Annotated in this window: 32 protein-coding genes; 24 read left to right on the top strand and 8 right to left on the bottom strand. The window is 64.9% G+C overall.

The genetic code is table 11. From position 1 onward, the window contains the following. The first annotated feature begins 55 nt into the window (after positions 1-55). The 10 genes from L0V05_RS01555 to L0V05_RS01510 all read left to right on the top strand — a co-directional run bounded on the left by L0V05_RS01555 (position 56) and on the right by L0V05_RS01510 (position 6,828). Positions 56-352 carry a chorismate mutase gene (locus L0V05_RS01555; RefSeq protein ID WP_234867735.1) on the top strand — a complete coding sequence of 99 codons (297 nt, stop codon included), beginning with the start codon at positions 56-58 and terminating at the stop codon, positions 350-352. Between the two features lie 43 nt (positions 353-395). After that, entirely contained in the window at positions 396-749 is a 354-nt protein-coding gene (gene rpsP / locus L0V05_RS01550) for a 30S ribosomal protein S16 (RefSeq protein ID WP_234867733.1), read from the top strand. 72 nt (positions 750-821) lie between these two features. Next, entirely contained in the window at positions 822-1,331 is a 510-nt protein-coding gene (gene rimM, locus L0V05_RS01545; protein WP_234867731.1) for a ribosome maturation factor RimM, read from the top strand. A gap of 67 nt (positions 1,332-1,398) precedes the next feature. Continuing rightward, entirely contained in the window at positions 1,399-2,301 is a 903-nt protein-coding gene (locus tag L0V05_RS01540) for a hypothetical protein (protein ID WP_234867728.1), read from the top strand. 42 nt (positions 2,302-2,343) lie between these two features. Beyond that, entirely contained in the window at positions 2,344-3,201 is an 858-nt protein-coding gene (trmD, locus tag L0V05_RS01535; RefSeq protein WP_234867727.1) for a tRNA (guanosine(37)-N1)-methyltransferase TrmD, read from the top strand. Positions 3,202-3,250: 49 nt separating this feature from the next. Further along, positions 3,251-3,634, top strand: a complete 384-nt coding sequence (rplS, locus tag L0V05_RS01530; protein ID WP_234867725.1) for a 50S ribosomal protein L19 — start codon at positions 3,251-3,253, stop codon at positions 3,632-3,634. A gap of 11 nt (positions 3,635-3,645) precedes the next feature. Then, a complete protein-coding gene (gene rpmE, locus L0V05_RS01525; RefSeq protein WP_234867723.1) occupies positions 3,646-3,867 on the top strand; it encodes a 50S ribosomal protein L31 in 222 nt (73 codons plus the stop codon). Positions 3,868-3,954: 87 nt separating this feature from the next. Then, a complete protein-coding gene (locus tag L0V05_RS01520; protein ID WP_234867721.1) occupies positions 3,955-4,392 on the top strand; it encodes a hypothetical protein in 438 nt (145 codons plus the stop codon). A gap of 100 nt (positions 4,393-4,492) precedes the next feature. Then, positions 4,493-5,302 (top strand): division plane positioning ATPase MipZ, encoded by an 810-nt coding sequence (locus tag L0V05_RS01515; RefSeq protein WP_234867719.1) that lies wholly within the window; start codon positions 4,493-4,495, stop codon positions 5,300-5,302. Between the two features lie 17 nt (positions 5,303-5,319). After that, the gene (locus L0V05_RS01510) at positions 5,320-6,828 is read left to right on the top strand and encodes a malonate--CoA ligase (RefSeq protein WP_234867717.1); all 1,509 of its coding nucleotides are present in this window, start codon (positions 5,320-5,322) and stop codon (positions 6,826-6,828) included. Between the two features lie 72 nt (positions 6,829-6,900). Here the strand turns inward: L0V05_RS01510 and L0V05_RS01505 are convergent, their stop codons facing one another. Next, positions 6,901-7,245: an ArsR/SmtB family transcription factor gene (locus tag L0V05_RS01505; protein WP_234867715.1), complete on the bottom strand. Its 345-nt coding sequence runs from the start codon at positions 7,243-7,245 to the stop codon at positions 6,901-6,903. A gap of 227 nt (positions 7,246-7,472) precedes the next feature. Between L0V05_RS01505 and L0V05_RS01500 the strand changes: the two genes are divergently transcribed. From L0V05_RS01500 to L0V05_RS01480, 5 genes are all read left to right on the top strand, one after another. Continuing rightward, positions 7,473-7,811, top strand: coding sequence for an AtpZ/AtpI family protein (locus L0V05_RS01500; protein ID WP_234867713.1), 339 nt, complete (start codon positions 7,473-7,475; stop codon positions 7,809-7,811). 49 nt (positions 7,812-7,860) lie between these two features. Further along, on the top strand, positions 7,861-8,589 hold the full coding sequence (locus tag L0V05_RS01495) for a F0F1 ATP synthase subunit A (RefSeq protein ID WP_234867711.1): 729 nt from the start codon (positions 7,861-7,863) through the stop codon (positions 8,587-8,589). Positions 8,590-8,638: 49 nt separating this feature from the next. Then, complete coding sequence (locus tag L0V05_RS01490) at positions 8,639-8,875, top strand: F0F1 ATP synthase subunit C (RefSeq protein WP_234867709.1); 237 nt, start codon at positions 8,639-8,641, stop codon at positions 8,873-8,875. A 74-nt stretch (positions 8,876-8,949) separates the two neighbouring features. Further along, positions 8,950-9,483 (top strand): F0F1 ATP synthase subunit B', encoded by a 534-nt coding sequence (locus L0V05_RS01485; RefSeq protein ID WP_234867707.1) that lies wholly within the window; start codon positions 8,950-8,952, stop codon positions 9,481-9,483. Positions 9,484-9,488: 5 nt separating this feature from the next. Beyond that, complete coding sequence (locus L0V05_RS01480; RefSeq protein ID WP_255683602.1) at positions 9,489-10,043, top strand: F0F1 ATP synthase subunit B; 555 nt, start codon at positions 9,489-9,491, stop codon at positions 10,041-10,043. Between the two features lie 54 nt (positions 10,044-10,097). Here L0V05_RS01480 and L0V05_RS01475 read toward each other — a convergent pair whose 3' ends face one another. Continuing rightward, positions 10,098-10,868 (bottom strand): FadR/GntR family transcriptional regulator, encoded by a 771-nt coding sequence (locus L0V05_RS01475; RefSeq protein WP_234867703.1) that lies wholly within the window; start codon positions 10,866-10,868, stop codon positions 10,098-10,100. A gap of 67 nt (positions 10,869-10,935) precedes the next feature. Beyond that, positions 10,936-11,817, bottom strand: a complete 882-nt coding sequence (locus L0V05_RS01470) for a methylated-DNA--[protein]-cysteine S-methyltransferase (protein ID WP_234867701.1) — start codon at positions 11,815-11,817, stop codon at positions 10,936-10,938. 115 nt (positions 11,818-11,932) lie between these two features. On the opposite strand from L0V05_RS01470, the gene nth reads away from it, so the two are divergent. Next, positions 11,933-12,577: an endonuclease III gene (nth, locus tag L0V05_RS01465; RefSeq protein ID WP_234867699.1), complete on the top strand. Its 645-nt coding sequence runs from the start codon at positions 11,933-11,935 to the stop codon at positions 12,575-12,577. Beyond that, positions 12,574-13,557, top strand: coding sequence for an adenosine kinase (locus tag L0V05_RS01460; RefSeq protein ID WP_234867697.1), 984 nt, complete (start codon positions 12,574-12,576; stop codon positions 13,555-13,557). Before nth ends, L0V05_RS01460 begins: the two co-directional genes overlap by 4 nt. A 71-nt stretch (positions 13,558-13,628) precedes the next feature. Here L0V05_RS01460 and L0V05_RS01455 read toward each other — a convergent pair whose 3' ends face one another. After that, a complete protein-coding gene (locus L0V05_RS01455) occupies positions 13,629-14,447 on the bottom strand; it encodes a sulfotransferase family protein (RefSeq protein WP_234867695.1) in 819 nt (272 codons plus the stop codon). Between the two features lie 136 nt (positions 14,448-14,583). Here L0V05_RS01455 and L0V05_RS01450 point away from each other — a divergent pair, with 136 nt between their 5' ends. The 3 genes from L0V05_RS01450 to L0V05_RS01440 all read left to right on the top strand — a co-directional run bounded on the left by L0V05_RS01450 (position 14,584) and on the right by L0V05_RS01440 (position 17,082). Then, positions 14,584-16,161 carry a DUF5928 domain-containing protein gene (locus L0V05_RS01450; protein WP_234867693.1) on the top strand — a complete coding sequence of 526 codons (1,578 nt, stop codon included), beginning with the start codon at positions 14,584-14,586 and terminating at the stop codon, positions 16,159-16,161. Positions 16,162-16,165: 4 nt separating this feature from the next. Continuing rightward, positions 16,166-16,543, top strand: coding sequence for an HIT domain-containing protein (locus L0V05_RS01445; protein WP_234867691.1), 378 nt, complete (start codon positions 16,166-16,168; stop codon positions 16,541-16,543). 71 nt (positions 16,544-16,614) lie between these two features. Then, positions 16,615-17,082: a DUF1203 domain-containing protein gene (locus tag L0V05_RS01440; protein ID WP_234867689.1), complete on the top strand. Its 468-nt coding sequence runs from the start codon at positions 16,615-16,617 to the stop codon at positions 17,080-17,082. 53 nt (positions 17,083-17,135) lie between these two features. Here L0V05_RS01440 and L0V05_RS01435 read toward each other — a convergent pair whose 3' ends face one another. Then, complete coding sequence (locus L0V05_RS01435) at positions 17,136-17,711, bottom strand: YdeI/OmpD-associated family protein (protein ID WP_234867688.1); 576 nt, start codon at positions 17,709-17,711, stop codon at positions 17,136-17,138. Position 17,712: 1 nt separating this feature from the next. After that, positions 17,713-20,535: a DNA polymerase I gene (gene polA, locus L0V05_RS01430; RefSeq protein WP_234867687.1), complete on the bottom strand. Its 2,823-nt coding sequence runs from the start codon at positions 20,533-20,535 to the stop codon at positions 17,713-17,715. 108 nt (positions 20,536-20,643) lie between these two features. On the opposite strand from polA, the gene L0V05_RS01425 reads away from it, so the two are divergent. Continuing rightward, on the top strand, positions 20,644-20,856 hold the full coding sequence (locus L0V05_RS01425; RefSeq protein WP_234867686.1) for a hypothetical protein: 213 nt from the start codon (positions 20,644-20,646) through the stop codon (positions 20,854-20,856). On the opposite strand, the gene L0V05_RS01420 is transcribed toward L0V05_RS01425, so the two are convergent. Both L0V05_RS01420 and L0V05_RS01415 read right to left on the bottom strand, forming a co-directional pair. Continuing rightward, entirely contained in the window at positions 20,847-21,035 is a 189-nt protein-coding gene (locus L0V05_RS01420; protein ID WP_234867685.1) for a zinc-finger domain-containing protein, read from the bottom strand. The two genes, L0V05_RS01425 and L0V05_RS01420, sit on opposite strands and share 10 nt — an antisense overlap. Positions 21,036-21,174: 139 nt before the next feature. Then, on the bottom strand, positions 21,175-21,753 hold the full coding sequence (locus L0V05_RS01415; RefSeq protein ID WP_234867684.1) for a DUF1285 domain-containing protein: 579 nt from the start codon (positions 21,751-21,753) through the stop codon (positions 21,175-21,177). Between the two features lie 83 nt (positions 21,754-21,836). Here L0V05_RS01415 and L0V05_RS01410 point away from each other — a divergent pair, with 83 nt between their 5' ends. Genes L0V05_RS01410 through L0V05_RS01400 form a run of 3 tightly spaced genes read left to right on the top strand, consistent with a single transcriptional unit; the run spans position 21,837 to position 26,469 of the window. Further along, positions 21,837-22,841, top strand: coding sequence for an AAA family ATPase (locus L0V05_RS01410; protein WP_234867683.1), 1,005 nt, complete (start codon positions 21,837-21,839; stop codon positions 22,839-22,841). Next, positions 22,838-23,710, top strand: a complete 873-nt coding sequence (locus L0V05_RS01405; protein ID WP_234867681.1) for a DUF58 domain-containing protein — start codon at positions 22,838-22,840, stop codon at positions 23,708-23,710. Before L0V05_RS01410 ends, L0V05_RS01405 begins: the two co-directional genes overlap by 4 nt. Continuing rightward, a complete protein-coding gene (locus L0V05_RS01400) occupies positions 23,710-26,469 on the top strand; it encodes a DUF4159 domain-containing protein (protein ID WP_234867679.1) in 2,760 nt (919 codons plus the stop codon). The genes L0V05_RS01405 and L0V05_RS01400 overlap by 1 nt, the downstream gene beginning before the upstream one ends. The last annotated feature ends 9 nt before the right edge of the window (positions 26,470-26,478 follow it).

Here is a 26,478-nt window from a genome sequence, read left to right as displayed (position 1 = left end):
CAGACGGACGTCAGACGCATGCCCTGCGGTTTCCAGTCCTTGCCCGGAGGCCCGAATGACTGACGCCGCCACCCGCGCGCAGGCGCTGCTCCGAACCCACCGCGAAAGCATCGACAGGCTCGATGCGATCCTCGTCTACACGCTTGCGGAGCGCTTCAAGCACACGCAGGCCGTCGGCCGCCTCAAGGCCGAGCACGACCTTCCGCCGTCGGACCCGACGCGCGAAGCACGGCAGATCGAACGTCTGGAGCGCTTGGCGCAAGAGGCAGACCTAGATCCGGAATTTGCCAGGAAATTCCTGAACTTCATCATCTCCGAAGTCATCAGGCACCACGAGAAACTGCAGAAATGACCGGCCCCAAGCCGGTATACCCAACCCTGAAGGAGACTACCCAATGTCCATGAAAATCCGTCTGGCCCGCGGCGGCTCGAAAAAGCGCCCGTTCTATTCGATCGTTGCCACCGACTCGCGCATGCCGCGCGACGGCCGCTTCCTTGAAAAGCTCGGCACCTACAACCCGCTGCTCGCGAAAGACGACGAGAAGCGCGTGCAGATGAACATCGAGCGCGTACAGTACTGGCTGGCGCAGGGCGCCCAGCCGACCGAGCGGATCGCCCGGATGCTGGAAGCCGCCGGCCACAAAGCCAAAGTCGAGCGCAACAACCCGAAAGCTGCCGTGCCGGGCAAGAAGATGTCCGAACTCGCTGCCAAGAAGGCGGCCCGTTCGGCTGCTCCTGCGGAAGAATAACTCGCCTTTCCAATGACTCGCGGGCGGCCCGGTCGGGCCGTCCGCCCCAATGCAGCCGCCAAGGACGCGCCCATGCCAGGACCTGACCGCATCTGCGTCGGTGCCATCGCCGGATCCTTCGGCGTCAAGGGCGAGGTACGGCTGAAGAGCTTCTGCTCGGAACCCTCCGACATCGCTTCCTACGGCCCGCTTTTCACCGAGGACGGGGCCCGCAGCTTTCGCGTGACGCTGACCCGCCCGGTGGCGGGTGGGCTTGGCGCACGTCTGACCGGAATCGTCACCAAGGAAGAGGCAGACGCGCTCAAGGGCACGAGCCTCTTCGCCGACCGCTCGCGGCTTCCTGCGCCGGCCGAAGATGAGTTCTACCACGCCGACCTGCTTGGTCTGGAGGTGCGTGACACGGGTGGGGCGGTGCTGGGCAGGGTCCGGGCCATCTACAATCACGGCGCTGGCGACCTGATCGAGGTGATCCGTCCTGCTCCGTCCGATACCCTGCTGATACCCTTCACCCGCGCCGCCGTTCCTACGGTCGACATTGCCGCCGGCCGGCTGATCGTCGATCTGCCAGAAGGCCTGGACTAGCCTTCAGCACGCTTGCCAGAAGCCCGCCCCCTCGGCATCCTTATGCTTGGGGTGAGGGAAGAGTTTCATGTTCAACCGAGCAACGTTGCTTCGCGGTGCGACGGCCCTGCTTTATCTGGGCCCGCTCTTGGCTGGGCTGGCTGGGCTTGGCTGGTCGCTGGTTCCGATCTTCACTTTGATATTCCTGCTGTGGCTCCTCGTGCTGCGCCCCGAGACATGGCCGGAGCAGGACAGGGAATGGTTGGCTCCGCGCCCATGGATCGCGCTGGCTGCCAGGACGGTGGTTCAACTGCTGTTAGTCCTTCTGTGCTTCGGATTTGGCCGCGGAATCGGGCATGTCCTTGGTTTTGAACCTAAAGTTCCGTTCTGGCTGCCCGTCAGCTTGAGCGCAGTGGCGATCCTTCTTGGCCGTCTTGTCTGGAATCCGGCTAATCGATCAGAGATGGATGCGTTTCTTGACGATGCCTTGCGGCAGATGACGGCCATGCCGCTTGCCGATCGACCCCGATCGGATTGGCCCGGCCGATTTGCGCCGCTGCTGGATCTGGGCGAGGACACGCCGGATTTCCGCATGGAGGAGGCGCTGATCGAGGCGATCGGGACCGAGGATAGCGGCGGGAACCTGCGGCTACTGGCGCGTCACTTGCGCTTTTCCGAGAAGGAGCAGGCGGTCTTGCGGCGCGCCATCGTGCGTTTGGCGACCGATCCGGCAATGGCCGACCTCTTGAAGGGCACTTCGGGGGTGACCGAGGCCTTCTTCATCGCCAGTCAGGATCCCCAGCTTCTGGATGAGTTCCTGTCCCGCGCCGAGGCCCTGTTCGAAGACCGGCCCGACCTTTGGGATGATTACCCTGCGGCAGATTCCTTGCGGATCGCGGCCGATTCTGTCCCCGACGCCGCGTTGGGAGAGAGGCTGCGCGGCTTTGCCAAGGTGATCGAAGTCTCCGATCCCGACAATGCCGTGCTCTAAGTCGGTTCCCGTCGCCGCCGGAACCCGCTAGAAGGCGGCATCATGTCCGATGCATCCGACACTCCGCCGCCTTCGGCCGCAGCGAAATCCCATGGGCGGCTGAAGATCAGCGCGTCAATCAAGCCGCGTGACCTGATGCAAGAGCCGCGCCGGCTGAAAGGGGCCTGGTGCGCCCGGATCATCACGCTCTTCCCCGAGGCTTTTCCCGGCACACTTGGACTCAGCCTGACGGGCAAGGCGCTGGACATGGGTCTTTGGGCTCTGGAAACCATTGACCTGCGTCCCTTCGGCGAGGGGCGCCACCGCAATGTCGACGACACGCCCGCTGGCGGCGGCGCAGGCATGGTGCTTCGTGCCGATGTCGTGGACCGGGCGCTTGCCCAAGCCTCGGTTGGGGCGCCGGTTGACCGGGCGCGCTGGCCGGTCGTCTATCTTTCCCCGCGGGGAAAGCCCTTCACGCAGGCGATGGCGCAGCGCTGGTCCGAGGCGGACGGGATCACCCTTCTCTGCGGCAGGTTCGAGGGCGTGGATCAGCGCGTGATCGACCATTGGGGGATCGAGGAAGTCAGCCTGGGCGACTTCGTCCTGACCGGCGGCGAGATCGCCGCACAGGCCTTGATCGACGCGACCGTTCGACTTATACCCCGCGTGCTCGGGAATCAGGTGTCCACCGAAGAGGAAAGCTTTTCGGGGGGGCTTCTTGAATTTCCGCAGTATGCGAAACCCTCGGTCTGGGAAGGCCGCGAGATCCCCGAAGTTCTTCTGTCGGGGCACCACGCGAAGATCGCCGACTGGCGCCGGGGAATGGCCGAAAGGCTGACGAAAGAACGCAGGCCTGATCTCTGGCGGGCTTACTGTGCCGAGCATGGTAGGGACCCGGATGAAGACCGAGAGCTCTGAGGCGGCATCACATTCACGGGAAAACCGTGAGCATCGAAAGGACCAGGGCATGAACCTGATCGCCCAACTCGAAGCCGAGCAGATTGCGGCACTCGGCAAGACCATTCCGGATTTCAAGGCCGGCGACACCGTGCGCGTCGGCTACAAGGTGACCGAAGGCTCGCGTTCGCGCGTGCAGGCCTATGAAGGCGTCGTGATCGGCCGCAAGGGCGGCAACACGATCTCGGCCTCGTTCACCGTGCGCAAGATCTCGTTCGGCGAAGGCGTCGAGCGCGTCTTCCCGCTGTACTCGACCAACATCGACTCGATCGAGGTCGTGCGTCGCGGCCGCGTGCGCCGCGCCAAGCTTTATTACCTCCGTGACCGTCGCGGCAAATCCGCCCGGATCGCCGAGGATGCGAACTACAAAGCCAAAGACGGCGCCGTCGCATAAGGACCGGGACCATGAAAAAAGACATCCACCCCGACTATCACCTGATCACGGTCAAGATGACCGACGGCACCACCTTCCAGACCCGCACCACCTGGGGCAAGGAAGGCGAACAGCTCGCGCTCGACATCGATCCACTGGCCCACCCCGCCTGGACCGGCGGTTCGGCCAAGCTGATGGATACCGGCGGCCGCGTGTCGAAGTTCAAGAACAAATACGCCGGTCTCGGGTTCTGAGCCCGCCTCACGGCATCTTGCTTGGGCGTCCTTCGGGGCGCCCTTTGCATTTCTGGCAGCGAGGTCGGACTTGGCACACTTGCTTTCATGACGCATGTTTCGACTATGCGGTTTGCAGTCTTCCTTCTTTTCGTTCTTGCGGCTCCGGCGCGGGCGCAGTCGCTGCCCGAGATCATGCAGGGCCTCTATGGATCGGCAACCGATCCCGCCACCGCTTGCGAGGTCAATCCGCACGAGATGAACTTTCTCGCCTCGCCACCTCATCTCTTCCTCAGTTGGAACCAGCCCCGGACCACGGCTTCGGGCGCCAGCGAAAGCGGGCGGCGCTACGATCTTCTGGCGATGGATGCGGGCAGCTTCACCCTGCGGCGTGAAGGCGAGACCGAGCGAACCGCCAGCGGCGACCGCCCGATCTGGATCCTGCGGCGCACGACCGAACCCGAGGGGTATTGCTGGGGTGGAGCCGACTGGCCGCTGGTGAGGTGCGAAGACCAGCAACTGCGTTGCAGCGCACCTGTCTCGTGAGGCATTCAGCCGGTACCGCACCTGCCTGCTTCGACTTCGCCTTCCCGCTTCCCCTTGCGCGGCGCTCCGCTTATAGCGGGGGAAAAAGAGGGTTCGGTTGATGGCGCATATCATCGTCGTGGGCAACGAAAAGGGTGGGTCGGGCAAGTCGACCACCTGCATGCACGTCGCAACGGCGCTGGCGCGGATGGGGCACCGGGTCGGGGCGCTGGACCTCGACCTCCGGCAGAAGAGCTTTGGCCGCTATATCGAGAACCGCCGCGCCTATCTGGAGCGGGCCGGCCTGCACCTGGCAACGCCAGACTACCGCGAGCTTCCCGAGGCGTCGAAAGAGACGCTGGCCGATGGCGAGAACCCGTTCGACCAACGCCTGTCGGCGGCGATTTCGGCGCTGGAGCCCAATTCCGACTTCATCGTGATCGACTGCCCCGGATCGCACACACGCCTCAGCCAGGTCGCGCATTCGCTGGCCGACACGCTGATTACGCCCCTGAATGACAGTTTCGTCGACTTCGACCTGCTCGCGCGGATCGATCCCGAGACGGGCCGGGTCATCGGTCCGTCGATCTATTCCGAAATGGTGTGGAGCGCCCGGCAACTCCGTGCCCAAGCCGGGCTGAAGCCGATCGACTGGATCGTGCTGCGCAACCGCCTTGGTGCACAGCAGATGCACAACAAGAAGAAGGTGGGCGCCGCGCTGGAGGATCTGTCGCGGCGGATCGGGTTCCGCGTCGCCCCCGGTTTTTCCGAACGCGTGATCTTCCGCGAACTGTTCCCGCGCGGGCTGACCCTGCTCGACCTGCGCGACACCGGGGTCGATCAGCTCAATATCTCCAACGTCGCGGCCCGGCAGGAGGTGCGCGATCTGGTGAATGAACTGCACCTGCCGGGCGTGACGGTGAACTTCTGATCCAAAAGGGTGCAGGGATGGCCAACCCGCTGTTCGATGCGCTGTTCGCGCCCCTCGCGGGCCAATCCTCGCCCCTGCTGATCCTTGCCGCGGGCGAGAAGATCAGCGGCGATGCTTTCCTGCGGCTTGTGGCGCGGACTGCCAATGCACTGCGCGCGGCAGGCGTGGAACCGGGCGACCGCGTGGCCGCACAGGTCGCCAAGTCGCCCGAGGCGCTGGCCGCCTATGGCGCCTGCGTCGCGCTCGGCGCCGTCTTCCTGCCGCTGAACACAGCCTATACGGCCGCTGAAGTGGACTACTTCCTTGGCGATGCGACACCGCGGGTCTTCCTGTGCGATGGCGCGGCCGAGGGGACACTGGCCCCGATTGCCGCGCGGCACGGAGCGACCGTGCTGACGCTGAATGGCGATGGGTCGGGATCGCTGACCGAGGCCGCGACGGGGCAGGGCGACGAGATCTCCGCCGCTGACCGGGGGCCGGACGATCTGGCGGCGCTGCTTTATACCTCCGGCACCACGGGGCGGTCGAAGGGGGCGATGCTGACGCAGGCCAACCTCCTGTCCAATGCCGAGGTGCTGGTCGATCTCTGGCGCTTCACCGACCGCGACGTGCTGCTGCACGCCCTGCCGATCTTCCACACCCACGGGCTGTTCGTGGCGTCAAACGTCTCGCTTCTGTCCGGCGGCGCGATGATCTTCTTGCCGGGCTTCGACCTGGAGCAGGTGCTGGCAGCGCTGCCACAGGCGACGGCGCTGATGGGGGTGCCGACCTTCTACACGCGGCTCCTCGACGATCCGCGCTTTACCCGCAACCTAGTCGGCCACATGCGCCTTTTCGTTTCCGGCTCGGCGCCGCTTCTGGCCGAAACGCATGTGGACTTCGAGGCGCGAACGGGCCACCGCATCCTTGAACGCTACGGCATGACCGAGACCAACATGAACACCTCGAACCCCTATGGGGGCGAGCGGAGGGCGGGCACGGTCGGTTTCCCGCTGCCGGGGGTGGAGTTGCGGGTCATGTCCGACGGTCGGGAGGTCGCCCAGGGCGAGGTCGGCGTGATCGAGGTGCGCGGGCCGAACGTGTTCAAGGGCTACTGGCAGATGCCGGAGAAGACGGCGGAGGAATTGCGGGCCGACGGCTTCTTCATCACCGGCGACCTCGGGAGGATCGATGCGGAGGGCTATGTCCATATCGTCGGGCGGCAGAAGGACCTCGTGATCACCGGCGGCTACAACGTCTATCCGAAGGAAGTCGAGTTGCTGCTCGACGAGGTGCCGGGCGTGCTGGAAAGCGCCGTGATCGGTGTGCCACATCCGGATTTCGGCGAGGCGGTCTTCGCGGTGCTGGTGGCCCGCAAGGGCGCCACGCTTGAGGCGGCAGATGCATTGGCGGCAATCGGCGACAAGCTGGCGCGCTACAAGCAGCCCAAGGCGGCGGCGGTGGTCGACAGTCTGCCCCGCAATACCATGGGCAAGGTGCAGAAGAACCTGCTGCGCGAGACCTACAAGGGTTGGTTCAAGCGGTAGGCAGGCAAGGGAGCTTTCTGCCCCCTCGGCCCTTCGGGCCTCACCCCCGAGGATATTTCGGAACAGAAGAGCTCAGTCGGGTTCAGCGCTGTCGCCGTCTGACAGTTCCGTCTCGAGGAATCGTTCCAGCGCATCGAGGTCAACGGGATCGAACTGACCGAAGCCTTGCATCCAGACCGACGCGGCGCGCAGTGCGTCGGGTTCCAGCTTGCACCACTTCACCCGGCCGCGCTTTTCCTGGGCGATGAGACCGGCTTCGGCGAGCACGGCCAGGTGTTTCGAGATGGCGGCCAGCGACATCTGGAAGGGTTCTGCCACGTCGGTGACCGCCATGTCATCCTCGAGCAGCATGGTCAGGATCGCCCGTCGGGTCGGGTCGGCCAGGGCGGCAAAGGCGAGGTCGAGCGGGTGGGTCATGTTCCCTGGTTGCCGCCAGTGCCGAGAAAGGTCAACCGAAAGGTTGAATGTGCCAGGCGACTTCCCTGGGCGGCGGGTGGACGAAATCCGGGCGGCCAGAACTGCCGGCCTGTTAGTTTTATCAATTATAATCAATCCGTTGGCGGATCACGGCGCGGTGATATCGCACCTTGACTCACGCGTTAGCCCTCCGTAGGTTCCGCCCGACTGTCGAAAGGGCGTCTTCCATGGCTGACGAACCCGAGCCGGACCGTTTGCGCGCGCTTGAACAGCGTCTGGCGCAGAAGGCCGAAGCGGGCAAGAAGCCGGAGAAGTCCGAGATGGGCAAGGGTTTCTCGCAGGGCGAGGTAGCCTGGAGGATGGTGATCGAACTGGCGACCGGCATCGTGATCGGTTGCGGGATCGGTTACGGGCTTGACGAGCTGTTCGGCATGCGCCCGGTCTTCCTGGTGATCTTCTCGCTCTTGGGGTTCGCGGCGGGCGTGAAGACGATGCTTCGCACCGCAAACGAACTCAAGGAAAAGACGGCGGCCGCCGAGGCGGACGCACAGAGCAGGAGCAAGTGACGTGGCAGGCGAAGCGGTTGTCCCCCTCACGGAAGATGTGGATGGTCAGATGTTCCACATCGACCCGATGCACCAGTTCCAGATCCACCCGCTGTTCGGCGAGGGCGAGGTTCACTGGTACACGGTCAGCAACGTCACGCTCTGGCTTGCCATCACCGTCCTGGTCATCGCCGCTATCCTGATCTTCGGCACCCGTCGCCGCGCCATGATCCCGTCGCGCAGCCAATCGGTTGCGGAACTCATCTACGGTTTCATCCACAACATGGTCGAGGAAGTGACCGGCCATGACGGCGTGAAGTACTTCCCCTATGTCCTGACGCTGTTCCTGTTCGTGCTGTTCGCGAACGTGCTCGGCCTGATCCCCACCAGCTTCACCACCACCAGCCATTTTGCCGTAACGGTGACGCTGGCACTGATGGTGTTCCTGGGCGTGACGCTGCTTGGCCTTTACCGCAAGGGCCTCGGCTTCCTGTCGATGTTCTGGGTCAGCTCGGCGCCGCTCGCCATTCGCCCGATCCTCGCGATCATCGAAGTGATCTCGTACTTCGTGCGCCCTGTCAGCCACTCCATCCGTCTTGGCGGCAACATGATGGCTGGCCACGCCGTTATGAAGGTGATTGCCGGCTTTGCAACGATGGCGGTCGTGTCGCCGGTCGTCGTCGGGTCGATCGCCTTGATCTACGGCCTGGAAACGCTGGTGGCGGTCGTCCAGGCCTATGTCTTCACCATTCTGACCTGTGTGTATCTGCGCGACGCCGTCGGCGACAACCATCACTAAGGTCCGGACAAAGAACCCCTCAATCCAAATTCCATAAGGAGCTGAAGCTATGGAAGGCGAACTCGCACAAATGGGTAAATTCATCGGCGCCGGTCTGGCAACGATCGGTCTCGGTGGCGCCGGCATCGGCGTGGGCAACATTGCCGGCAACTTCCTGTCCGGCGCCCTGCGCAACCCGTCGGCGGCCCCCGGCCAGATGGCCAACCTCTTCGTCGGCATCGCGTTCGCCGAAGCGCTCGGGATCTTCTCGTTCCTGATCGCGCTCCTGCTGATGTTCGCCGTCTGATCCGACGACCGAGTGTTCGGGGCCGGGAGGGGAAGCCCGTCCGGCCTTATTCCAACGGTCTGCAGGAGTAGGACATGGCAACCGAAGCAACCGAAGCGGCAGGCCACGCGGCCGAAGCTTCCGGCATGCCGCAGCTGGATTTCGCGCTCTGGCCGCATCAGATCTTCTGGCTTCTGGTGACGCTGGTCGCGATCTATCTGCTGCTGACGCGGATCGCGCTGCCGCGCATCTCGTCCGTCCTTGCCGACCGCAAGGGCGCGATAACCAATGATATCGCTGCGGCCGAAGAGCTGAAGCAGAAGGCGCTCCGCGCCGAGAAGGCCTATAACGACGCGCTGGCACAAGCCCGCGCCGAGGCGGCCAAGATCGTGGCGGAAGCCCGTGCCGAGATCCAGAAGGACCTCGACGCGGCAACAGCTCGGGCGGATAGCGAGATTGCGGCGAAAGCGACGCAGTCAGAAGGCCGCATCGCCGAGATCCGCGATGGCGCGCTGGAAGCGGTCACCGAAGTCGCCAAGGACACCGCGAAGGAAATCGTCGCGGCCCTCGGGGGCAAGGCGGATGCGCGCAGCGTCACCGCTGCGGTCAATGCGCGGCTGAAAGGGTGAGATCGATGAAGAAACTCGTTCCGTTCGCCCTGCTGGCCGCCAGCCCGGCCTATGCCGCAGAAGGCCCGTTCTTCACGCTGGCCAATGCGAACTTCGTCGTGCTTCTGGCTTTCATCGTGTTCGTTGGTGTCCTCGTCTATCTGAAGATCCCGGGCAAGATCACCGCGATGCTCGACGCCCGCGCCGAGCAAATCAAGGCCGAGATCGCCGAAGCCAAAGCCCTGCGCGAAGAGGCGCAGGCGATCCTTGCCTCCTACGAGCGCAAGCAGAAGGAAGTGCAGGGGCAGGCCGACCGCATCGTGACCACCGCACGGGAAGAGGCGCTTGCCGCCGCGGCCCAGGCGAAGGAAGACCTGAAGGTGTCGATCGCGCGCCGGATTTCGGCTGCGGAAGAGCGCATCGCTTCGGCGGAAGCCTCGGCCCTGAAAGAGGTGCGCGAGCGTGCTGTTTCGGTGGCGATCGCCGCGGCTGCCGATGTGTTGTCCAAGCAAGTTACCGGCGACGAGGCGACGGCCCTGATCGAGAAATCGATCGCGGAAGTCGACGCTCGCCTGCACTGAGCCAACGGCGATCCAGGAAGCCAAGCGCCCGGTCGGAAACGGCCGGGCGTCTTCTCATGTTCGGCGGCGCTCCTGTTCAAGCCTCTGGCGGGCCACGTCTTCCTGTTGTTCGGTGCGCCGACGTGCCGCCAACACGTCCTCGACAAAGCCAAGATGCATGGCGACGGCGCGGCGGGCGGCTGCGGGATTGCGGCCCTGCAACGCGTCGAGGATCGCTCGGTGCTGGGCCAACAGCGCGTCGCGGGTGGAGGATTGATGGAACAGGATCTGGCGGTTGTAGAACACCCCGGCGCGCAAGAGGTCGAACATCGACCGCATCATGTGCAGCATGATGACGTTGTGGCTCGCCTCGAGGATGGCGAGATGGAACTCGGCGTCGAGCCGCGCCTCCTCTTCGGGGTCGGGCTTGTCATGCGCGGCCTGCATTCGGCGGTAGATCTCGGCAATGACGGCAAGGTCGGTGTCCGATGCCTGGGTTGCGGCACGCTCGGCTGCCAGTGCCTCGATATCCCTGCGGAAGGCGATATAGTCGAACAGGGCTTCGTCATGGTCGGCCATCAGCCGGATCAGCGCCGGCGAAAACGCGGACCCCAGCACATCCGCCACGAAGATGCCCGCGCCGGGTCGGCTGACCAGAAGGCCCTCGGTCTGGAGATCGGCCAGAGCCTCGCGCAGGGAGGGGCGCGAGACGCCAAGGCGCTCGGCCAGATCGCGTTCGCCGGGAAGACGTTCGCCAGGGCGCAGTATCCCTTGCAGGATCAGGGACTCGATCTGGCGGACGACCGATCGGGACAGTTTCTCGGGCTCGATCTTTCGGAACGGCATTGCGCACCTCCACCCGGCGGAACCTAGGGCGGAAGTCTGGATCGGACAATGCGAAAGGGCAGCCTATTCAGGAGGAAGCGCGTCGATTGGCATCCGACTCGGCGTCGGAGCGGGCAGCCTCCCAGGCCAGCATGGCACGCTTGACCGGCAGGCCCCAGTGATAGCCGCCGAGGCCCCCCGATTTGCGCAGCGCGCGGTGGCAGGGGATCAGCCAGCTGATCGGGTTGCGGCCCACGGCTGTTCCGACCGCGCGCACGGCCGTCGGGTGGCCGACCGCGCACGCAAGCTGCGAATAGGTCGTGACATGACCGGTCGGTATGCGCAGCAGCGCCTCCCAGACCTTGATGTGAAAGGGCGCACCGATCAGGTAGAGCGGCGTATCGGAGTTGGCAGGTGTGCTCGACCCGAAGGCCGAGAGCACCCAGGGCCGCAGCATCATCGGGTCCTCGACGAAATCCGCCTTGGGCCAGCGTGAGACGAGATCGCCCATCGCGCCCTCTTCGCCCATCTCGGCGGCAAAGCCGACGCCGCAGATGCCTTTCTCGGTTCCCATGACCAGGGCGGGTCCAAAGGGACTCTCGAACCAGCCCCAGTAGATCCGCAGGCCTTCTCCGCCCTTGGCGAAATCGCCGGGGCTCATCGCCTCCCACCGCAGGAACAGGTCATGGAGCCGCCCGCCACCCGACAGGCCGGTCGCGAGCGAAGTTTCGAGCACGGTGAAGCGGTCGGCGAGCAACCTCCGTGCGTGGTCGAGCGTGAGGTACTGCTGATAGCGCTTCGGGCTGACCCCGACCCATTGAGAGAAGACCCGCTGGAAATGCGCTGCGCTCATGCCCATGCGGGCCGCCAGGTCGTCAAGCGTCATGCCCGGCCCGCCCTCGTCGATCAGCTTCAGCGCGCGCTCGATCACGGCGTAGTGGTAGCGGTCTTCGGCGGCGGTGCTGGACATCGGGCGTCTCCTTTGACCCCGAAGATAGGGGCAGCCGGGCCACGGCGCGACCCGGAACCTGCGGCTTCCGCCGAGGCCCGCTTGCCGTGAGCCCATGCCTTTGGCAAGAGAAGGCATGAGCCGCCAGCTGCCCTATCGCACGATCCGCGAGATCTTCACCCGCTTCCACGCGCAGGAACCGGAGCCGAAGGGCGAGCTGGAGCATCGCAACGCCTTTACCCTGCTGGTCGCGGTCGCGCTGTCGGCGCAGGCGACAGATGCCGGGGTCAACCGGGCGACGCGAGCGCTGTTCGACGTGGCGGACACGCCCGAGAAGATGCTGGCGCTTGGGGAAGAGGCGCTGATCGGACATATCAAGACGATCGGCCTGTTCCGCAACAAGGCCAAGAACGTGATCCGACTGTCGCAGATCCTGATCGAGCAATATGGCGGTGAGGTTCCCTCGTCCCGCGCGGCGCTGCAGTCGCTGCCGGGCGTGGGGCGCAAGACGGCGAATGTCGTGCTGAACATGTGGTTCCGCCAGCCGACTCAAGCCGTCGATACCCATGTGTTCCGTGTGGCGAACCGAACCGGGATCGCGCCCGGCAAGGACGAACTCGCGGTGGAGCGGGCGGTCGAGGATCAGGTGCCCGCGGAATTCCAGCTTCATGCCCATCACTGGATGATCCTGCATGGCCGTTACATCTGCGTGGCCCGCAAGCCGCGCTGTCCCGATTGCCTTATCCGCGATCTCTGCCCTTTCGAGGAAAAGACCGAATGAAAACCTACAATGTTGTCGGCATCGGCAATGCCATCGTCGACGTGTTCTCGCAGGCCGACGACAGCTTTCTCGAACTCATGGGGATCGAGAAGGGCATCATGCAGCTGGTAGAGAAGAAGCGCGGTGAGCTGCTTTACGCCGCCATGCGCAACCGGGTGCAGGCGCCGGGCGGATCGGTCGCCAACACGCTGGCGGGTCTGGGCAATCTGGGGCTTTCGACGGCCTTCATCGGGCGGGTCCACGACGATGCCCTTGGACATTTCTACGCAAAGAGCATGGCCGAGAACGGCACCGACTTCGTCAATGCGCCGGTGCCGGGGGGCGATCTGCCGACATCGCGCTCGATGATCTTCGTCTCGCCGGACGGCGAGCGGTCGATGAACACCTATCTTGGCATTTCGTCGGAGCTGGGTCCCGAGGATGTGTCGGACCATGTGGCGGGCCGGGCCGAGATCCTGTTCCTCGAGGGCTATCTCTACGACAAGCCCAAGGGCAAACAGGCCTTCGAGCGGGCGGCGAAGCTCTGCCAGCAGAACGGCGGCAAGGCGGGAATCGCGCTGTCGGACCCGTTCTGCGTCGACCGTCATCGCGACGACTTCCGCCGGCTGGTGCGCGACCTCGACTACGTCATCGGCAACGAGCACGAATGGTGCTCGCTCTACCAGACCGACCTGTCGGCAGCGCTGGAACAGGCGGCGGAGGACTCGGGCTGCGTGGTCTGTACCCGTTCGGGCCATGACGTGATCCTGCAGATGGGTGACGATCAGGCGGTCGTGCCGGTCCGCCGGGTTGTGCCCGTTGATGCGACGGGGGCGGGGGACCAGTTCGCGGCAGGGTTCCTTTATGGCCTCGCGACCGGCCAAGGCCTTGCCACGGCAGGCCGGATGGGCTGCGTCGCCGCCTCCGAAGTCATCAGCCACTATGGTGCGCGCCCCGAGACCGATCTGAAGGCGCTGTTCCGCAAGGAAGGGCTGATCTGAACCGGGAGAGGCGCCGGCCTCAGGCTCCGCTGGAGCCATCGCCCGGCGCCGCTGCCGCGGACAGTCGAGGGCTAGTCGCCTAGCTTGGCGTGGACCTCGTCAAGGTCGATCTCGCCCAATGGCATCTTGTTGGCCGGGTTCTCGAAATCGTAGCGGAAGATCTGGAAGTCCTTCTTGTAGATCTCCCACATCAGGTGCATCGACAGATCGTCGAAATACGCCTCGACCGGATGGGCGCGCTTCGGACCGTGGCCTTCGCTTTCGTTGAAGCGGGGGATGGTCTTAAGGTCGATCGGATACGTCGTCTCGACATGGTCGAGGACGTCCTGCATCCCCTCGTCAAAGGCTTCGGTGAAGAAGATGCGGTCGTAGCGGCCACCATTGACGATGAAGGTCGAGACATGGCCCGACATGGCCGACCAGTGGATGTCCGGTTCCATCGGCTTCTTCCAGCGGATGGTGTCGCGGGCGAAGAGCAGGAAGCGGCGGAAGCTCGCGATCTGGTCGAACTCGCCCTTGCCGTCCTCGCCCCCCACCTCGATCCCGTACTTCTGGATTATGAGCGGCACGAGATTGCCGCGATAGCGCCGGCCGTTCCGCTGGATGCCGCAGATCTTGTCAAAGAAGGACGACAGGATGCGGGTGTAGGGATTGCGCACGCAGGTGAAGGTGTAGGCGCGATGCTTCTTCACCGTCTTCTCGATCAGCGGCTGGCTGGCGTCCAGCGCCCATTTGTGCATGCCCGAGGTGGCATCGTGGATGTCACCGTCAAAGAAGCGGCCGTGGTCGGAAAAGAACATGATCTGCCCGATGGTCGAGCAGGCGCATTTCGGGACGACGCGATAGACCATGCTTTCGCTTTCCGTCATCCACGTGCCGGGAAACCCCATGAAAACACTTCTCCGTTCACCCTGCAGACGGTGGACAACCTGAATGCGCGGGAATCAAGACAACATCGGCTTTCCAATGGTGGATAATCCGGAATAAGGAAACAATGGGGGCAGAAAAGGGGCAAGAATTTCGGTCATGGCGCGGATTGCCTATGTCCTCCTCTGTCACAAGGATCCCGACGGGATCATCGCCCAAGCGGAACGGCTGACCGCCGTCGGCGACTTCATCGCGATCCATTTCGACGCGCGTGCGAGCCGGTCCGATTTCGATCGGATCCGAACTGCGCTGGCCGAGAACCCCTCTGTCGCCTTCGCACGTCGGCGGATCCGCTGCGGCTGGGGGGAATGGAGCCTTGTCGGGGCGACACTGCTGGCGACCGAGGCCGCGGTTGATGCCTTTCCGGAGGCGACGCATTTCTACCTGCTCTCGGGCGACTGCATGCCGATCAAGTCGGCCGAATATGCGCATGACTTCCTTGATGGGGCGGATCGCGACTACATAGAGAGCTTCGATTTTTATGCGTCGGACTGGATCAAGACAGGCATCAAGGAAGAGCGGCTGATCTACTGGCACCTGTTCAACGAACGCGAGCGCAAGGCGCTGTTCTACCGTTCGATGGACTGGCAGAAATCGCTCGGGCTGGAGCGCAAGGTGCCCCATGACCTGCAGGTGATGATCGGAAGCCAGTGGTGGTGCCTGCGGCGGCGGACCATCGAGGCGATCCTGCAGTCTTGCCGCAAGCGCCCCGATGTGATGCGGTTCTTCCGCTACAGCTGGATCCCGGACGAGACCTTTTTCCAGACGCTGGTCCGCCACCTGGTGCCCGAGGCCGAGATCGACAGCCGCACGCTGACCTTCCTGATGTTTTCCGACTACGGCATGCCGGTGACGTTCTACAACGACCACTATGACCTGCTTGTCAGCCAGGACTATCTCTTTGCGCGCAAGATTTCGGGCGATGCGGCAGAGCTCAAGACAAAGCTCGGCAATCTTTATGCGACGGTCGGCCAGAAATTCAGCATCTCGAACGAGGGGCGGCAGCTCTACCGTTTCCTGACCGGGCGCGGGCGGATCGGTCGCCGCTTTGCGCCGCGCTTCTGGGAGTCTGAGGGCAGCGTCGGGCGCAACCGGACGGTGCAGATCGTGGTGTCGAAGAAATGGCATGTGGCCAAGCGTCTGGCGGAACGCATCCGGCAGGTCACGGATATCCCGGCAGTCGAATACCTTTTCAACGAAGATGAGACCGCCTTGCCCGATCTGGGGGGCATCCAGAAGACCGTCGAGAAGCGGACGCGCCACAGGCGGGCGCTCGTTCGGATGCTGTTCGACGATTTCGGGTCGGACAGGATGGTGCTGTGCATTGATCCGGCAAACCTCGACCTGATCCAGGATTTCGCCGCGGACCGCTCGCCGCTCCGGGTGCTCGAGATCGACTGCGACTTTACCGACGACTACCTGATCGGGCATGCGCGGCGCGTGGGACTGGCCAGCGACAACACGCCAGATGGCACGATCGAACTCTTGCTGCCGACAATCCGCTTCGATCTGCGATTTGAAAGTGACCGGCTGCGCGATGCCGGATTCGAGGGCTTCTTTCGCGTCCGGCAGTCGGCGACGGTTGCGGAAAACGCCGAAGCACTGGCAGCCTTCCTTGATATTCCGCTCGACAAGGCGCAACAGATTGCGGCGACCGATTATCTCTTCGTGGACTGATCAGATGACCTACAGCTACGACGACCAGAACATCTTTGCCCGTATCCTGCGTGGAGAGATTCCGAACAAGACGGTGATGGAGACAGAGCATACGCTCGCCTTCCACGATATCCGTCCCCATGCCCCGCACCATGTGCTGGTGATCCCCAAGGGGCCTTACGTGAATTACGACCATTTCTCGGCCGAGGCGAGCGCGGACGAGATCGTCGACTTCCACCGCACCGCAGCGGCGGTCTGCGCCCTTCTCGGCGTGTCGCCGGGCAAGGGCGGGGCGGGCTACCGGGCCATCGCCAATTCAGGGCCGGACAGCAATCAGGAAGTGCCGCATTACCACCTGCACATCCTCGGTGGGCGCAATCTCGGGGCACTGCTGCCGCACTGAGGAGAATGCGCAAGGATCGGGTCGCGCGACGCCGGCCCGGTCGGCAGGATGTCGGGGAAAGGAGACTTCCCATGACCATCTGCTTCAAACCCATCCCGACCGAGATCGCCCGCCACTATCAGGCGGGCGGCGCTGACGCGAACGGCCAGGCGCCGGAGCGCGTGATCGCGGCGGCCGGTACCAATCCCTGCCGCCATTGCCTGACGATGATCCCCGAAGGCGCGCCGATGCTGATCCTCGCGCACCGGCCTTTTCCGGCGCCCCAGCCCTATGCCGAGATCGGACCGATCTTCCTGTGTGCCGAGGCCTGCGAGGCCCCGGCTGACGGGGATGCGATGCCGCAGATTCTCGCCTCGCCGGACTACATTATCCGCGGTTATTCAGCCGATCACCGGATCGTCTATGGCACGGGCGCGGTGGTGCCGACCGCGCGGATCGAAGTCGAGGCGGAGGCGCGTCTTGCCGATCCCGCCGTGGCTTATTGCCATGTCCGGTCTGCGCGCAACAACTGCTACCAGTTGAGGATCGAACGCGCTTGAGGCCCCGAATTTGTCTCGCGAGAACTCGGTCTGCTGGCAGATGGAGGCGCCCATCACCGACGGAACGGTGATGGACGTTTTCCCTCTGCCAGGCTGGCGCGAACGTCCTCGATCCGCTTGGCGCGGGTCTCGACGGTTCGGGCGGTCTTGATCCATTCGAGCGTGCCGCGCTTGATCGAGCGGGGGAAGGCCTCCCATCCCGCACGCAAGGGGCCGAGCGCTTCCGCAAGGTCGGGCGGCACCTCGAGCCGCTCGACATCGTCCAGAAAGGTCCACTGGCCGTTCTCGATCGCCGCCGCAACCTTCGCCTCGCCCGCCGGCATCATGGCGCCGCTGGCGCGTGCTCGCTCGACATGGGCCTTGTTGATTGCAGACCAGGCCGATTTCACGTTGCGCGGCGCGACGAGGATCATGGAGCGATCGGCGTCCAGGGCGCGGGTGACACTATCGATCCAGCCCCAGCACAGCAGTTCCTCGACGACCGGTTCGTAGGCCAGATAGTCGGGGTGATGTTTCTTGTAGCTCGCAAGCCAGACCGGGCCCCTTGTCTTGTGATGCTCTGCGAGCCAGGCACGCAACTCGGCTCGGCTGCGGATCGTCAGAGTAGGCGCGTGGTCGGCTGCCCCCATCTCAATGCGCTGCAGCCCAGGTCGCGCCTTTCCCAGACTCGACTGTCAGCGGCACCGTCAGATGCACCGCCGGGTCTGCTGCCCCTTCCATCACCGCCTTGGCGCGCGCTGCCAGCGCGTCGGCGGCATCCTCATCGACTTCGAAGAGCAATTCGTCATGGACCTGCAACAGCATCTTGCCGGGCAACCCGTCGATGGCGGCGGGCATCCGGATCATCGCGCGGCGGATGACGTCGGCGGCCGTCCCCTGAATCGGCGCGTTGATCGCGGCGCGGCGGGCGAAGCCGGCGGTTGGACCTTTGGAGTTGATTTCAGGCGTGTGGATCTTGCGCCCGAACAGCGTCTGGACGAAGCCGTTCTCCTTCGCGAAGGCGATAGTCCTGTCCATGTATTCCTTGATGCCCGGGAAACGCTCGAAATAGCGGTCGATGAAGCCCTGCGCGTCGGCGCGCGGAATGCGCAGGTTGCGCGCCAGCCCGAAGCCGGAAATCCCGTAGATGACGCCGAAGTTGATGGCCTTGGCTTGTCGCCGGATCTCGGGGGTCATCTGGTCGAGCGGCACGTTGAACATCTCCGACGCGGTCATCGAATGGATGTCGATCCCGTCCTTGAAGGCCTGTTTCAGCGCCGGGATGTCAGCGACATGCGCGAGAATGCGCAACTCGATCTGGCTGTAGTCGAGGCTGACCAGAAGCCGCCCCTTCGGCGCGACGAAGGCTTCGCGGATGCGGCGGCCTTCCTCGGTTCGGACGGGGATGTTCTGAAGGTTCGGGTCGGTCGACGCGAGACGGCCTGTCACCGCGCCGGTGATCGAGTAGGAGGTATGGACACGCCCAGTCTCGGGGTTGATATGGTCCTGCAGTGCGTCGGTATAGGTCGATTTCAACTTGGACAGCTGCCGCCAGTCCAGCACGCGGGCGGGCAGGTCGTGGCCTTCCGCCGCCAGATCCTCGAGGATATCGGCGCCGGTCGCATAGGCGCCGGTCTTGCCCTTTTCGCCGCCGGGCAGGGACATCTTGTCGAACAGGATCTCGCCAAGCTGCTTCGGTGAGCCGACATTGAACTTCTCGCCCGCCAGCGTCTGGATCTCGTCTTCCAGCGCGGCCATCTTCTGGGCGAAGGCGTTCGACATGCGGCTGAGCGTATCGCGGTCGATTTGCACGCCCGCCATCTCCATCTGGGCCAGCACCGGCACCAGCGGGCGCTCGAGCGTCTCGTAGACCGTCGTGACATGGGCGCGGTGCAGTTGCGGGCGGAATTGCTGCCAGAGCCGCAACGTCACATCGGCGTCCTCGGCGGCGTACTTGACCGCGTCGGCGATCGGCACGCGGTCGAAGGTGACCTGGCTCTTGCCCGAACCGAGCAGCGACTTGATCGGGATCGGTTGGTGGTGAAGGTAGGTCTCCGATAGCGCATCCATGCCGTGGCCGTGCAGGCCCGCATGCATGGCGTAGGACATCAGCATCGTATCGTCGATCGGGGCGACCCGGATGCCCTGCCGGGCGAAGATCTTGGCGTCGTATTTCATGTTCTGGCCGACCTTGAGGATCGCATCGTCCTCCAGCACCGGCTTAAGCGCTGCCAGCACCTCGTCGGCCGGCAGTTGCCCCTCCGCAAGCGCCGAAGACCCGAACAGGTCGCCACTGCCCTGACGGTGGCCGAGCGGGATGTAGCAGGCTTTCCCCGCATGGACGCAAAGCGAGATGCCGACCAGCTCTGCCCGCATCTCGTCAAGGCTCGTGGTCTCGGTATCGACGGCGACATGGCCCACCTCGCGGATCTCGGCGATCCAGCGGTCGAGCGCGGCGCGGTCGCGGATGGCCTCGTAGGCGTCATGGTCGAAGGGCAGGGGAGCCACATGCTCGACCGGGGCCTCGGTTTCGGTCGCAAGGGGCGCTCCGGTGGGCGCAGCGGTCGGCTCGGGGACCGGCACCTTAAGGCTGTCGGCGACACGCTTGGTCAGGGTCCGGAACTCCATCGCATTCAGGAAGCCCATCAGCTTGTCCGCCTCGGGCTCCTTCACCTCAAGGCTTTCAAGCGAGAAATCGAGCGGTGTGTCGCAGTCGAGTTCGACCAGCCGCTTCGAGACGCGGATCTGTTCGGCATTGTCGATCAGCGTCTGGCGCCGCTTCTCCTGCTTGATCTCGCCCGCGCGCTCCAAGAGCGTTTCGAGATCGCCATATTCCTGGATCAGAAGCGCCGCCGTCTTGATGCCGATCCCCGGCGCGCCAGGGACGTTGTCGACGCTGTCGCCGGCGAGCGCCTGCACATCCACCACGCGGTCGGGGCGGACGCCGAACTTTTCCTCGACCTCGGGAATGCCGATGATCTTGTTCTTCATCGGGTCGAGCATCTCGACCCCGTTGCCGACGAGCTGCATCAGGTCCTTGTCGGAGGAGACGATGGTCACCCGCCCGCCCGCCTCGCGCGCACGGCAGGCCAGTGTGGCGATGATGTCGTCGGCCTCGAAGCCCTCGGTCTCGATGCAGGCGAGGTTGAAGGCCCGTGTCGCTTCGCGGGTCAGGGGGAACTGCGGGCGCAACTCCTCGGGCAGTTCGGGGCGGTTGGCCTTGTAGAGCGGGTAGATGTCGTTGCGGAACGTCTTCGAGGAATGGTCGAAGATCACCGCGACATGGGTCGCCTGATCGCCCTTCTTGTTATTCTCGACATAGCGGAACAGCATGTTGCAGAAGCCGGCGACGGCGCCGATCGGCAGGCCGTCCGACTTGCGCGTCAGCGGCGGCAGGGCGTGATAGGCGCGGAAGATATAGGCCGAGCCATCGATCAGATGCAGATGGCTGCCCTTGCCGAATGTGCCGTCCATCATGTGCCTCCCGCCGTTCCGTTCGCGGGAAAGTATTGGCACGATCAGAGGGCGCTTGCCACCCGTCCCCGCCCGCGGGCATCATCGCGCCGAGTCTGGAGGGGCGGAATGCGGACGTTTCTTGGATTTCTGCTTGGCGGGCTGATCGCAGGCGCGATCGCGCTCGCGATCGGCATTCTTGCCATGGATCAGGGGTGGGTCTCCACCCGCGAAGGCGCGGCGGCGATGGGAATCGTGTTCTTCATAACGCCCACGGCAGCTCTGATCGGCGCAATCATCGGCGCGATCGTTGCAAGAGCGACGCGCAGCCGTCAGCCCTGAACGGCAGGATCCTTGACGCTTTCGTGGACGAAGCGCTTGTCACAGTAGCCGCATTCAACCCAGCCGCGATCCTCGGGGATGGTCAGCCAGACGCGCGGATGGCCAAGAGCGCCCTCGCCGCCGTCGCAGGCCACTTTCCAGGTTTTCACCACTTGGGTTTCGGGCGCGTCGATCGGCATGGGGCTCGGTTCCTTGGTCGGGCTTTCAATGACCGCGCATGATACCCATCCCGCCTGTCGCGGCAAGGGGAAGCCCGTCATTCCCGCGGCAAAGTGGCGATCCTGCCGCGCCCCGATGCCCTGATCCCGGGCGGCAAAGCTAGGCAGCCAGTTCGGACGAGGGCATGAACGGGAAGAACCGCCCGGCGGACCACAACCCGAACCAGCTTTCGCCATTGACCGGCTCATGCGCGCCGAGGTCGACCAGCCTGTAGAAGGACTTTCGGTCGATCAGCGCCTCCAGATCCGCGCGCACGAGCACGTAGGGCGACGGCTCGCCCGTGTGCGGATCGCGGACAACGCGGATCGGCCGTTCGGGGCCGGCAGTGGTGCGGTCGCCGACATGGGTAATGAAGGTGAGGGTCTGGTCCTGCCCGGCGCCTGTCCGTTCGAAATCCACTGCGACGAACGGGGCATCGTCCACGACGATGCCGACCTTCTCGACCGGCGTGACAAGGAAATACTTGCCATCTTCGCGCTTCAGGATCGACGAGAACAGCTTCACGAGGCTTGGCCGGCCGATAGGAGTGCCGAGGTAGAACCAGGTCCCGTCGCGGGCAATACGCATGTCGAGGTCGCCGCAGAAGGGCGGGTTCCAAAGGTGAACCGGCGGCGGACCTTTCTTGGCGGCCTCCTGTGCTCCGGCCAGCACGCTGTCCGCAGATGGTTTCACGATCATTTGTGCCTCCTTCTTTTTTGTCATTTGTAGCCGGCGGCATAGTCTGTTCAGATGCAGCATATAATTGCGTGAGGAAGATTGTCATGGCCGAGACACAGGCGTTGGTTGCCGAAATCGAAGCACTGGGTCATCGGCTGGCTCAGGCGAAATCCAGCATCAATCGGCGCTTCATCGGGCAGGAGCCGGTCGTCGATCTGGTTCTGGCTGCCATGCTCTGCGGGGGCCATGCGCTGCTGGTCGGCCTGCCGGGACTGGGGAAGACACGGCTTGTCGATACGCTTTCGACGGTGATGGGCCTAAAGGGGAATCGCATCCAGTTCACGCCAGACCTGATGCCGGCCGATATTCTCGGCTCCGAGGTTCTGGATACGCGCCCCGATGGCGGCCGGGCCTTCCGCTTCATCGAAGGGCCGATCTTCTGTCAGCTTCTCATGGCCGACGAGATCAACCGTGCCAGCCCGCGCACCCAGTCTGCACTGCTGCAGGCGATGCAGGAACGCGAGGTAACCATCGCGGGCGAACATCGCCCGCTTGGCCGGCCCTTCCACGTTCTTGCGACGCAGAACCCGATCGAACAGGAAGGCACCTATCCGCTGCCCGAGGCGCAGCTTGACCGGTTCCTGGTCCAGGTCGATGTGGCCTATCCCGATCGCGCCACCGAACGGGACATCCTGATCGCCACAACCGGTGCGGAAGAGGCCGAGGTGCATCAGGTTTTCGCCGCCGATGAATTGATCGCCGCCCAGTCCGTCCTGCGCCGTATGCCGGTGGGCGAGACCGTGGTCGAAACGATCCTCGACCTCGTGCGCGCCTGCCGCCCCGGCGAGCCGGAGGGCAGGGCACTGGCCGACGTGTTGAGCTGGGGGCCCGGTCCACGCGCTGCGCAGGCGCTGATGCTGACCGTCCGGGCGCGGGCGCTGCTGCAAGGCCGGCTGGTGCCGGATATCGATGACGTGCGGGCGTTGGCGCGGCCGGTGCTGATCCACCGCATGGCGCTGAGCTTCGCCGCCCGGGCCCGGGGCGAAAGCCTTGCCGCGGTCATCGATGGCGCCGTCGCCCGCTCAACTGGGCTCGAGGCGGCCGCGTGACACCGGACGAGGACCTTCGCGTCAGGGCCGAGACGCTCGGCCAGTCGCTGCCGGCCCTGCTGGCAGCGGCCGATCATCTTGCCGCGACGGTCATCCTGGGTGAGCACGGCCGTCGCCGCTCGGGCATGGGGGACGAGTTCTGGCAGTATCGGGCCGCCCATCCCGGCGACTCCGCCCGCATGATCGATTGGCGCCGTTCGGGTCGGTCTGATGCGCATTTCGTGCGCGAACGGGAATGGCAGGCCGCGCAGTCGGTCGTTCTATGGGTCGATGCTTCGCGCTCGATGGAGTTTTCCGGTGATCGGGGGCGCGCGCCGAAAGGCGATCGCGCGCGACTTCTGGCTTTGGCGCTGTCGATCCTGCTGATCCGTGCGGGCGAACGGGTTGGCCTGGCGGGCAGCGATGTGCCGCCGAGATCGGGGCGCGCCCAGCTGGAGCGGCTGACACTGGCGCTGCGGGGCGCGGGCGGCGAGGACTATGGCAGACCCGATGTCTCTGGGCTTGTCGCGCATGGCCGCGCGGTTTTCCTGTCCGATTTCCTCGGTGATCTGGCCCCGGTCGAGGACGCGCTGGCGCGGGCCTCGGATCGTGGAGTGCGCGGGGCGCTGGTGCAGATCCTCGACCCGGCAGAGGAGGAGTTCCCCTTCGACGGCCGCACGATCTTCGAATCCATGGGTGGAAGCCTGCGCCACGAGACGCTGCGCGCAGGCGACTTGCGCTCGCGCTATCTGGCCCGGCTGGCTGACCGCAAGGACCGGCTGATGCATCTGGCCGAGGCGTCTGGCTGGCACTACCTCTGTCACCACACCGCCGAGGGGGCGCAGTCGGCCCTGCTCTGGCTTTACCGTGCGCTGGAGCCCTCGCGCTGATGTGGACGATAGGTTCCCTCGGTTTCACCATGCCCTGGCTTCTGCTGGGACTCGTGGCGCTGCCGATCCTTTGGCTTCTGCTCCGTGCGGTGCCGCCGGCGCCGATCCGCAGGCGTTTTCCGGGCGTGGCCCTACTTCTGGGCCTGAAGGACGACGAGGCCGAGACGGACAAGACGCCCTGGTGGCTGCTGCTTCTGCGCATGGCCGCAATCGCGGCCGCGATCATCGCCTTTGCCGGGCCGGTCCTGAACCCCGAGCCGCGCGTTTCTGGTTCGGGACCACTCCTGATCTTGTTCGATGGCGGCTGGGCCGACGCGCGCGACTGGCCCCGTCGCATTGACCGCGCCACGGCTTTGCTTGAAGAAGCGCAGCGCGACGGGCGCACGGTTGCGATCGTCAGGCTGAGCGATAGTCCGGAAACGCCGGCCTTCCAGACGGCCGAAGCCTGGCAGGGGCGCCTCGGCGCCTTGCAGCCGCATCCATGGGAGGCCGGCGATCTGGCTGGCTGGGCCGCCACGCTGCCGGAAGGCGCGTTCGAGACTTTCTGGCTCTCGGACGGCCTTGACCATCCCGGAAAGGCAGAGCTTCTTGCCGCCTTGCAGGCGCGCGGACCTGTCAGGGCCTTTGAAAGCGCCCGCCCGCTGGTGGGCCTGCGCCCCGCGGTTTTCGCCGATGGTGTGGTCAAGCTTCAGGCCGTGCGTCCGGTTGCGGGCGGTCAGGCAGATCTGGAGTTATCGGCCCGCGGAACCGATCCGGGTGGTGTCGAGCGGGAACTGGCGCGCGTTCCGCTGGTATTCCCGGCCGGGTCGCTTGAGGCCGAGGCGCAGTTGTCGCTGCCGCCGGAGTTGCGCAACAGGCTGCAGCGGTTCGAAGTGGCGGGGTTCCGGTCGGCCGGCGCGGTTAGCCTGACCGATGACAGCCTCAAGCGCCGCAAGGTTGCGCTCATCGCCGGCAGCGAAAGCCGCGAGGGGCTGCAACTTCTTTCGCCTACGCATTACCTGCGACAGGCGCTTGAGCCAGTGGCCGACCTGATCGACGGCACCATGGCGGACGTGCTCTTGGCCTCGCCCGATGTGATCGTGCTGGCTGACGTGGTGAAGCTGTCGCAATCCGAAACCGACGGCCTGAGCGATTGGTTGGACAAGGGCGGCCTTCTGGTGCGGTTCGCCGGCCCGAAGCTTGCCGCCAGCGATGTCAGCCGGATCGAGGAAGATCCGCTGATGCCGGTGCGCCTGCGCGAAGGCGGCCGGACCGTAGGCGGAGCGATGAGTTGGGGCGAGCCAAAATCGCTGGCGCCCTTCGCGGAAAGCTCGCCCTTCCACGGGCTCGACATCCCCGCCGATGTGACGGTCAGCGAGCAGGTTCTGGCCCAACCCGATCCCGACCTGTCCGAACGCACGATAGCGGCACTCGCCGATGGCACGCCGCTGGTCACGCGCAAGGCGGTCGGTCAGGGGCAGGTCGTGCTGTTCCACATCACCGCCAATGCCGAATGGTCGACCCTGCCGCTTTCGGGCCTTTTCGTGCAGATGCTCGAACGGCTGGCGATCTCGACCCGGCCCTCGATGCCGGAGGCCAGCGACCTGACCGGGCGGACCTGGGTGCCCGACACGGTCCTTGATGCGTTCGGCACGGCCGCCGATGCCGGCAAGGTCGCAGGTGTGCCGGGCGACGATCTGGCGAAGGCGCTGAAGGATGGCCCTCATGAAGGGCTGCCCCCCGGCCTCTACACTGGCGACGATCGCCGGGTGGCTCTGAACGTGATCGGCCCGCAAAGGGTCCTGTCTCCGGCCGTCTGGCCCGCTGATGTGCCCGTCGAGGGCATGGCAGCCGCGCATGAGCAATCGCTGAAGGGGGCATTCCTTGCCGCGGCGCTCTGCCTTCTCCTGGTCGACATCCTTGCCTCGCTCTGGCTGACGGGGCGGATGCGGGGGGCTGCCATAGCCTCGGTGCTGGTGGCTGCGCTTCTGATCGCCCCGGGGAATGCGAAGGCCAGCGAGGCCGACGACCCGCTGGCGCTGCGCGCCACGACCGGCGTCGTCCTGGGTCATGTGCTGACGGGCGATCCCAGAGTTGACGATGTCGCGCAAGCCGGGCTTCTGGGCCTGAGCCAGAAGCTGTCAGAACGCACGTCGATCGAACCTGACGCCCCGCTTGGCGTGGATATCGAGACGGATGAGCTGGCCTTCTTTCCCTTCCTCTATTGGCCGGTCACGGCAGACCAGCCGATCCCCTCGGCCAAGGCCTATGCCGCGCTCAACCGTTATCTGCGGACGGGCGGCATGATCCTTTTCGACACCCGTGATGCCGATGTCGCTGGTGCCGGCGGCACGACGCCCGAAGGGCGGCGCCTGCAGCAAATCGCAGCACAACTCGACGTGCCGCCCCTGGAGCCTATTCCCGCGGACCATGTGTTGACGCGCACCTTCTACCTCTTGCAGGACTTTCCCGGCCGCTATGCCGGTTCGATCTGGGTCGAGGCATCGCCGCCGGACGCCGAGCAGGCCGAGGGCATGCCGTTCCGCAACCTCAACGACGGTGTGACGCCGGTCGTGATCGGCGGCAACGACTGGGCCGCGGCCTGGGCCACCGATGATACGGGGCTGCCGCTTTATCCCGTCGGGCGCGGTTTCTCGGGCGAGCGGCAACGCGAGATCTCTTATCGCTTCGGCATCAATCTCATCATGCATGTCCTGACGGGCAACTATAAATCCGATCAGGTGCATGTGCCGGCGCTTCTGGAAAGGCTGGGCCAGTGAGCGGAGCCT

The organism is Alitabrizicola rongguiensis, from assembly GCF_021491355.1.
GTDB lineage: Bacteria > Pseudomonadota > Alphaproteobacteria > Rhodobacterales > Rhodobacteraceae > Aliitabrizicola > Aliitabrizicola rongguiensis.
Note: the sequence above shows the minus strand (reverse complement) of the source record. Positions and strands in the feature narration are given on the sequence as shown.

Bases quoted from the DNA above. Each gene is read 5' to 3' on its own strand.
- L0V05_RS01555 (WP_234867735.1), top strand. From the start codon at position 56: ATGACTGACGCCGCCACCCGCGCGCAGGCGCTGCTCCGAACCCACCGC.
- rpsP (WP_234867733.1), top strand. From the start codon at position 396: ATGTCCATGAAAATCCGTCTGGCCCGCGGCGGCTCGAAAAAGCGCCCG.
- rimM (WP_234867731.1), top strand. From the start codon at position 822: ATGCCAGGACCTGACCGCATCTGCGTCGGTGCCATCGCCGGATCCTTC.
- L0V05_RS01540 (WP_234867728.1), top strand. From the start codon at position 1,399: ATGTTCAACCGAGCAACGTTGCTTCGCGGTGCGACGGCCCTGCTTTAT.
- trmD (WP_234867727.1), top strand. From the start codon at position 2,344: ATGTCCGATGCATCCGACACTCCGCCGCCTTCGGCCGCAGCGAAATCC.
- rplS (WP_234867725.1), top strand. From the start codon at position 3,251: ATGAACCTGATCGCCCAACTCGAAGCCGAGCAGATTGCGGCACTCGGC.
- rpmE (WP_234867723.1), top strand. From the start codon at position 3,646: ATGAAAAAAGACATCCACCCCGACTATCACCTGATCACGGTCAAGATG.
- L0V05_RS01520 (WP_234867721.1), top strand. From the start codon at position 3,955: ATGACGCATGTTTCGACTATGCGGTTTGCAGTCTTCCTTCTTTTCGTT.
- L0V05_RS01515 (WP_234867719.1), top strand. From the start codon at position 4,493: ATGGCGCATATCATCGTCGTGGGCAACGAAAAGGGTGGGTCGGGCAAG.
- L0V05_RS01510 (WP_234867717.1), top strand. From the start codon at position 5,320: ATGGCCAACCCGCTGTTCGATGCGCTGTTCGCGCCCCTCGCGGGCCAA.
- L0V05_RS01505 (WP_234867715.1), bottom strand. From the start codon at position 7,245: ATGACCCACCCGCTCGACCTCGCCTTTGCCGCCCTGGCCGACCCGACC.
- L0V05_RS01500 (WP_234867713.1), top strand. From the start codon at position 7,473: ATGGCTGACGAACCCGAGCCGGACCGTTTGCGCGCGCTTGAACAGCGT.
- L0V05_RS01495 (WP_234867711.1), top strand. From the start codon at position 7,861: ATGTTCCACATCGACCCGATGCACCAGTTCCAGATCCACCCGCTGTTC.
- L0V05_RS01490 (WP_234867709.1), top strand. From the start codon at position 8,639: ATGGAAGGCGAACTCGCACAAATGGGTAAATTCATCGGCGCCGGTCTG.
- L0V05_RS01485 (WP_234867707.1), top strand. From the start codon at position 8,950: ATGGCAACCGAAGCAACCGAAGCGGCAGGCCACGCGGCCGAAGCTTCC.
- L0V05_RS01480 (WP_255683602.1), top strand. From the start codon at position 9,489: ATGAAGAAACTCGTTCCGTTCGCCCTGCTGGCCGCCAGCCCGGCCTAT.
- L0V05_RS01475 (WP_234867703.1), bottom strand. From the start codon at position 10,868: ATGCCGTTCCGAAAGATCGAGCCCGAGAAACTGTCCCGATCGGTCGTC.
- L0V05_RS01470 (WP_234867701.1), bottom strand. From the start codon at position 11,817: ATGTCCAGCACCGCCGCCGAAGACCGCTACCACTACGCCGTGATCGAG.
- nth (WP_234867699.1), top strand. From the start codon at position 11,933: ATGAGCCGCCAGCTGCCCTATCGCACGATCCGCGAGATCTTCACCCGC.
- L0V05_RS01460 (WP_234867697.1), top strand. From the start codon at position 12,574: ATGAAAACCTACAATGTTGTCGGCATCGGCAATGCCATCGTCGACGTG.
- L0V05_RS01455 (WP_234867695.1), bottom strand. From the start codon at position 14,447: ATGGGGTTTCCCGGCACGTGGATGACGGAAAGCGAAAGCATGGTCTAT.
- L0V05_RS01450 (WP_234867693.1), top strand. From the start codon at position 14,584: ATGGCGCGGATTGCCTATGTCCTCCTCTGTCACAAGGATCCCGACGGG.
- L0V05_RS01445 (WP_234867691.1), top strand. From the start codon at position 16,166: ATGACCTACAGCTACGACGACCAGAACATCTTTGCCCGTATCCTGCGT.
- L0V05_RS01440 (WP_234867689.1), top strand. From the start codon at position 16,615: ATGACCATCTGCTTCAAACCCATCCCGACCGAGATCGCCCGCCACTAT.
- L0V05_RS01435 (WP_234867688.1), bottom strand. From the start codon at position 17,711: ATGGGGGCAGCCGACCACGCGCCTACTCTGACGATCCGCAGCCGAGCC.
- polA (WP_234867687.1), bottom strand. From the start codon at position 20,535: ATGGACGGCACATTCGGCAAGGGCAGCCATCTGCATCTGATCGATGGC.
- L0V05_RS01425 (WP_234867686.1), top strand. From the start codon at position 20,644: ATGCGGACGTTTCTTGGATTTCTGCTTGGCGGGCTGATCGCAGGCGCG.
- L0V05_RS01420 (WP_234867685.1), bottom strand. From the start codon at position 21,035: ATGCCGATCGACGCGCCCGAAACCCAAGTGGTGAAAACCTGGAAAGTG.
- L0V05_RS01415 (WP_234867684.1), bottom strand. From the start codon at position 21,753: ATGATCGTGAAACCATCTGCGGACAGCGTGCTGGCCGGAGCACAGGAG.
- L0V05_RS01410 (WP_234867683.1), top strand. From the start codon at position 21,837: ATGGCCGAGACACAGGCGTTGGTTGCCGAAATCGAAGCACTGGGTCAT.
- L0V05_RS01400 (WP_234867679.1), top strand. From the start codon at position 23,710: ATGTGGACGATAGGTTCCCTCGGTTTCACCATGCCCTGGCTTCTGCTG.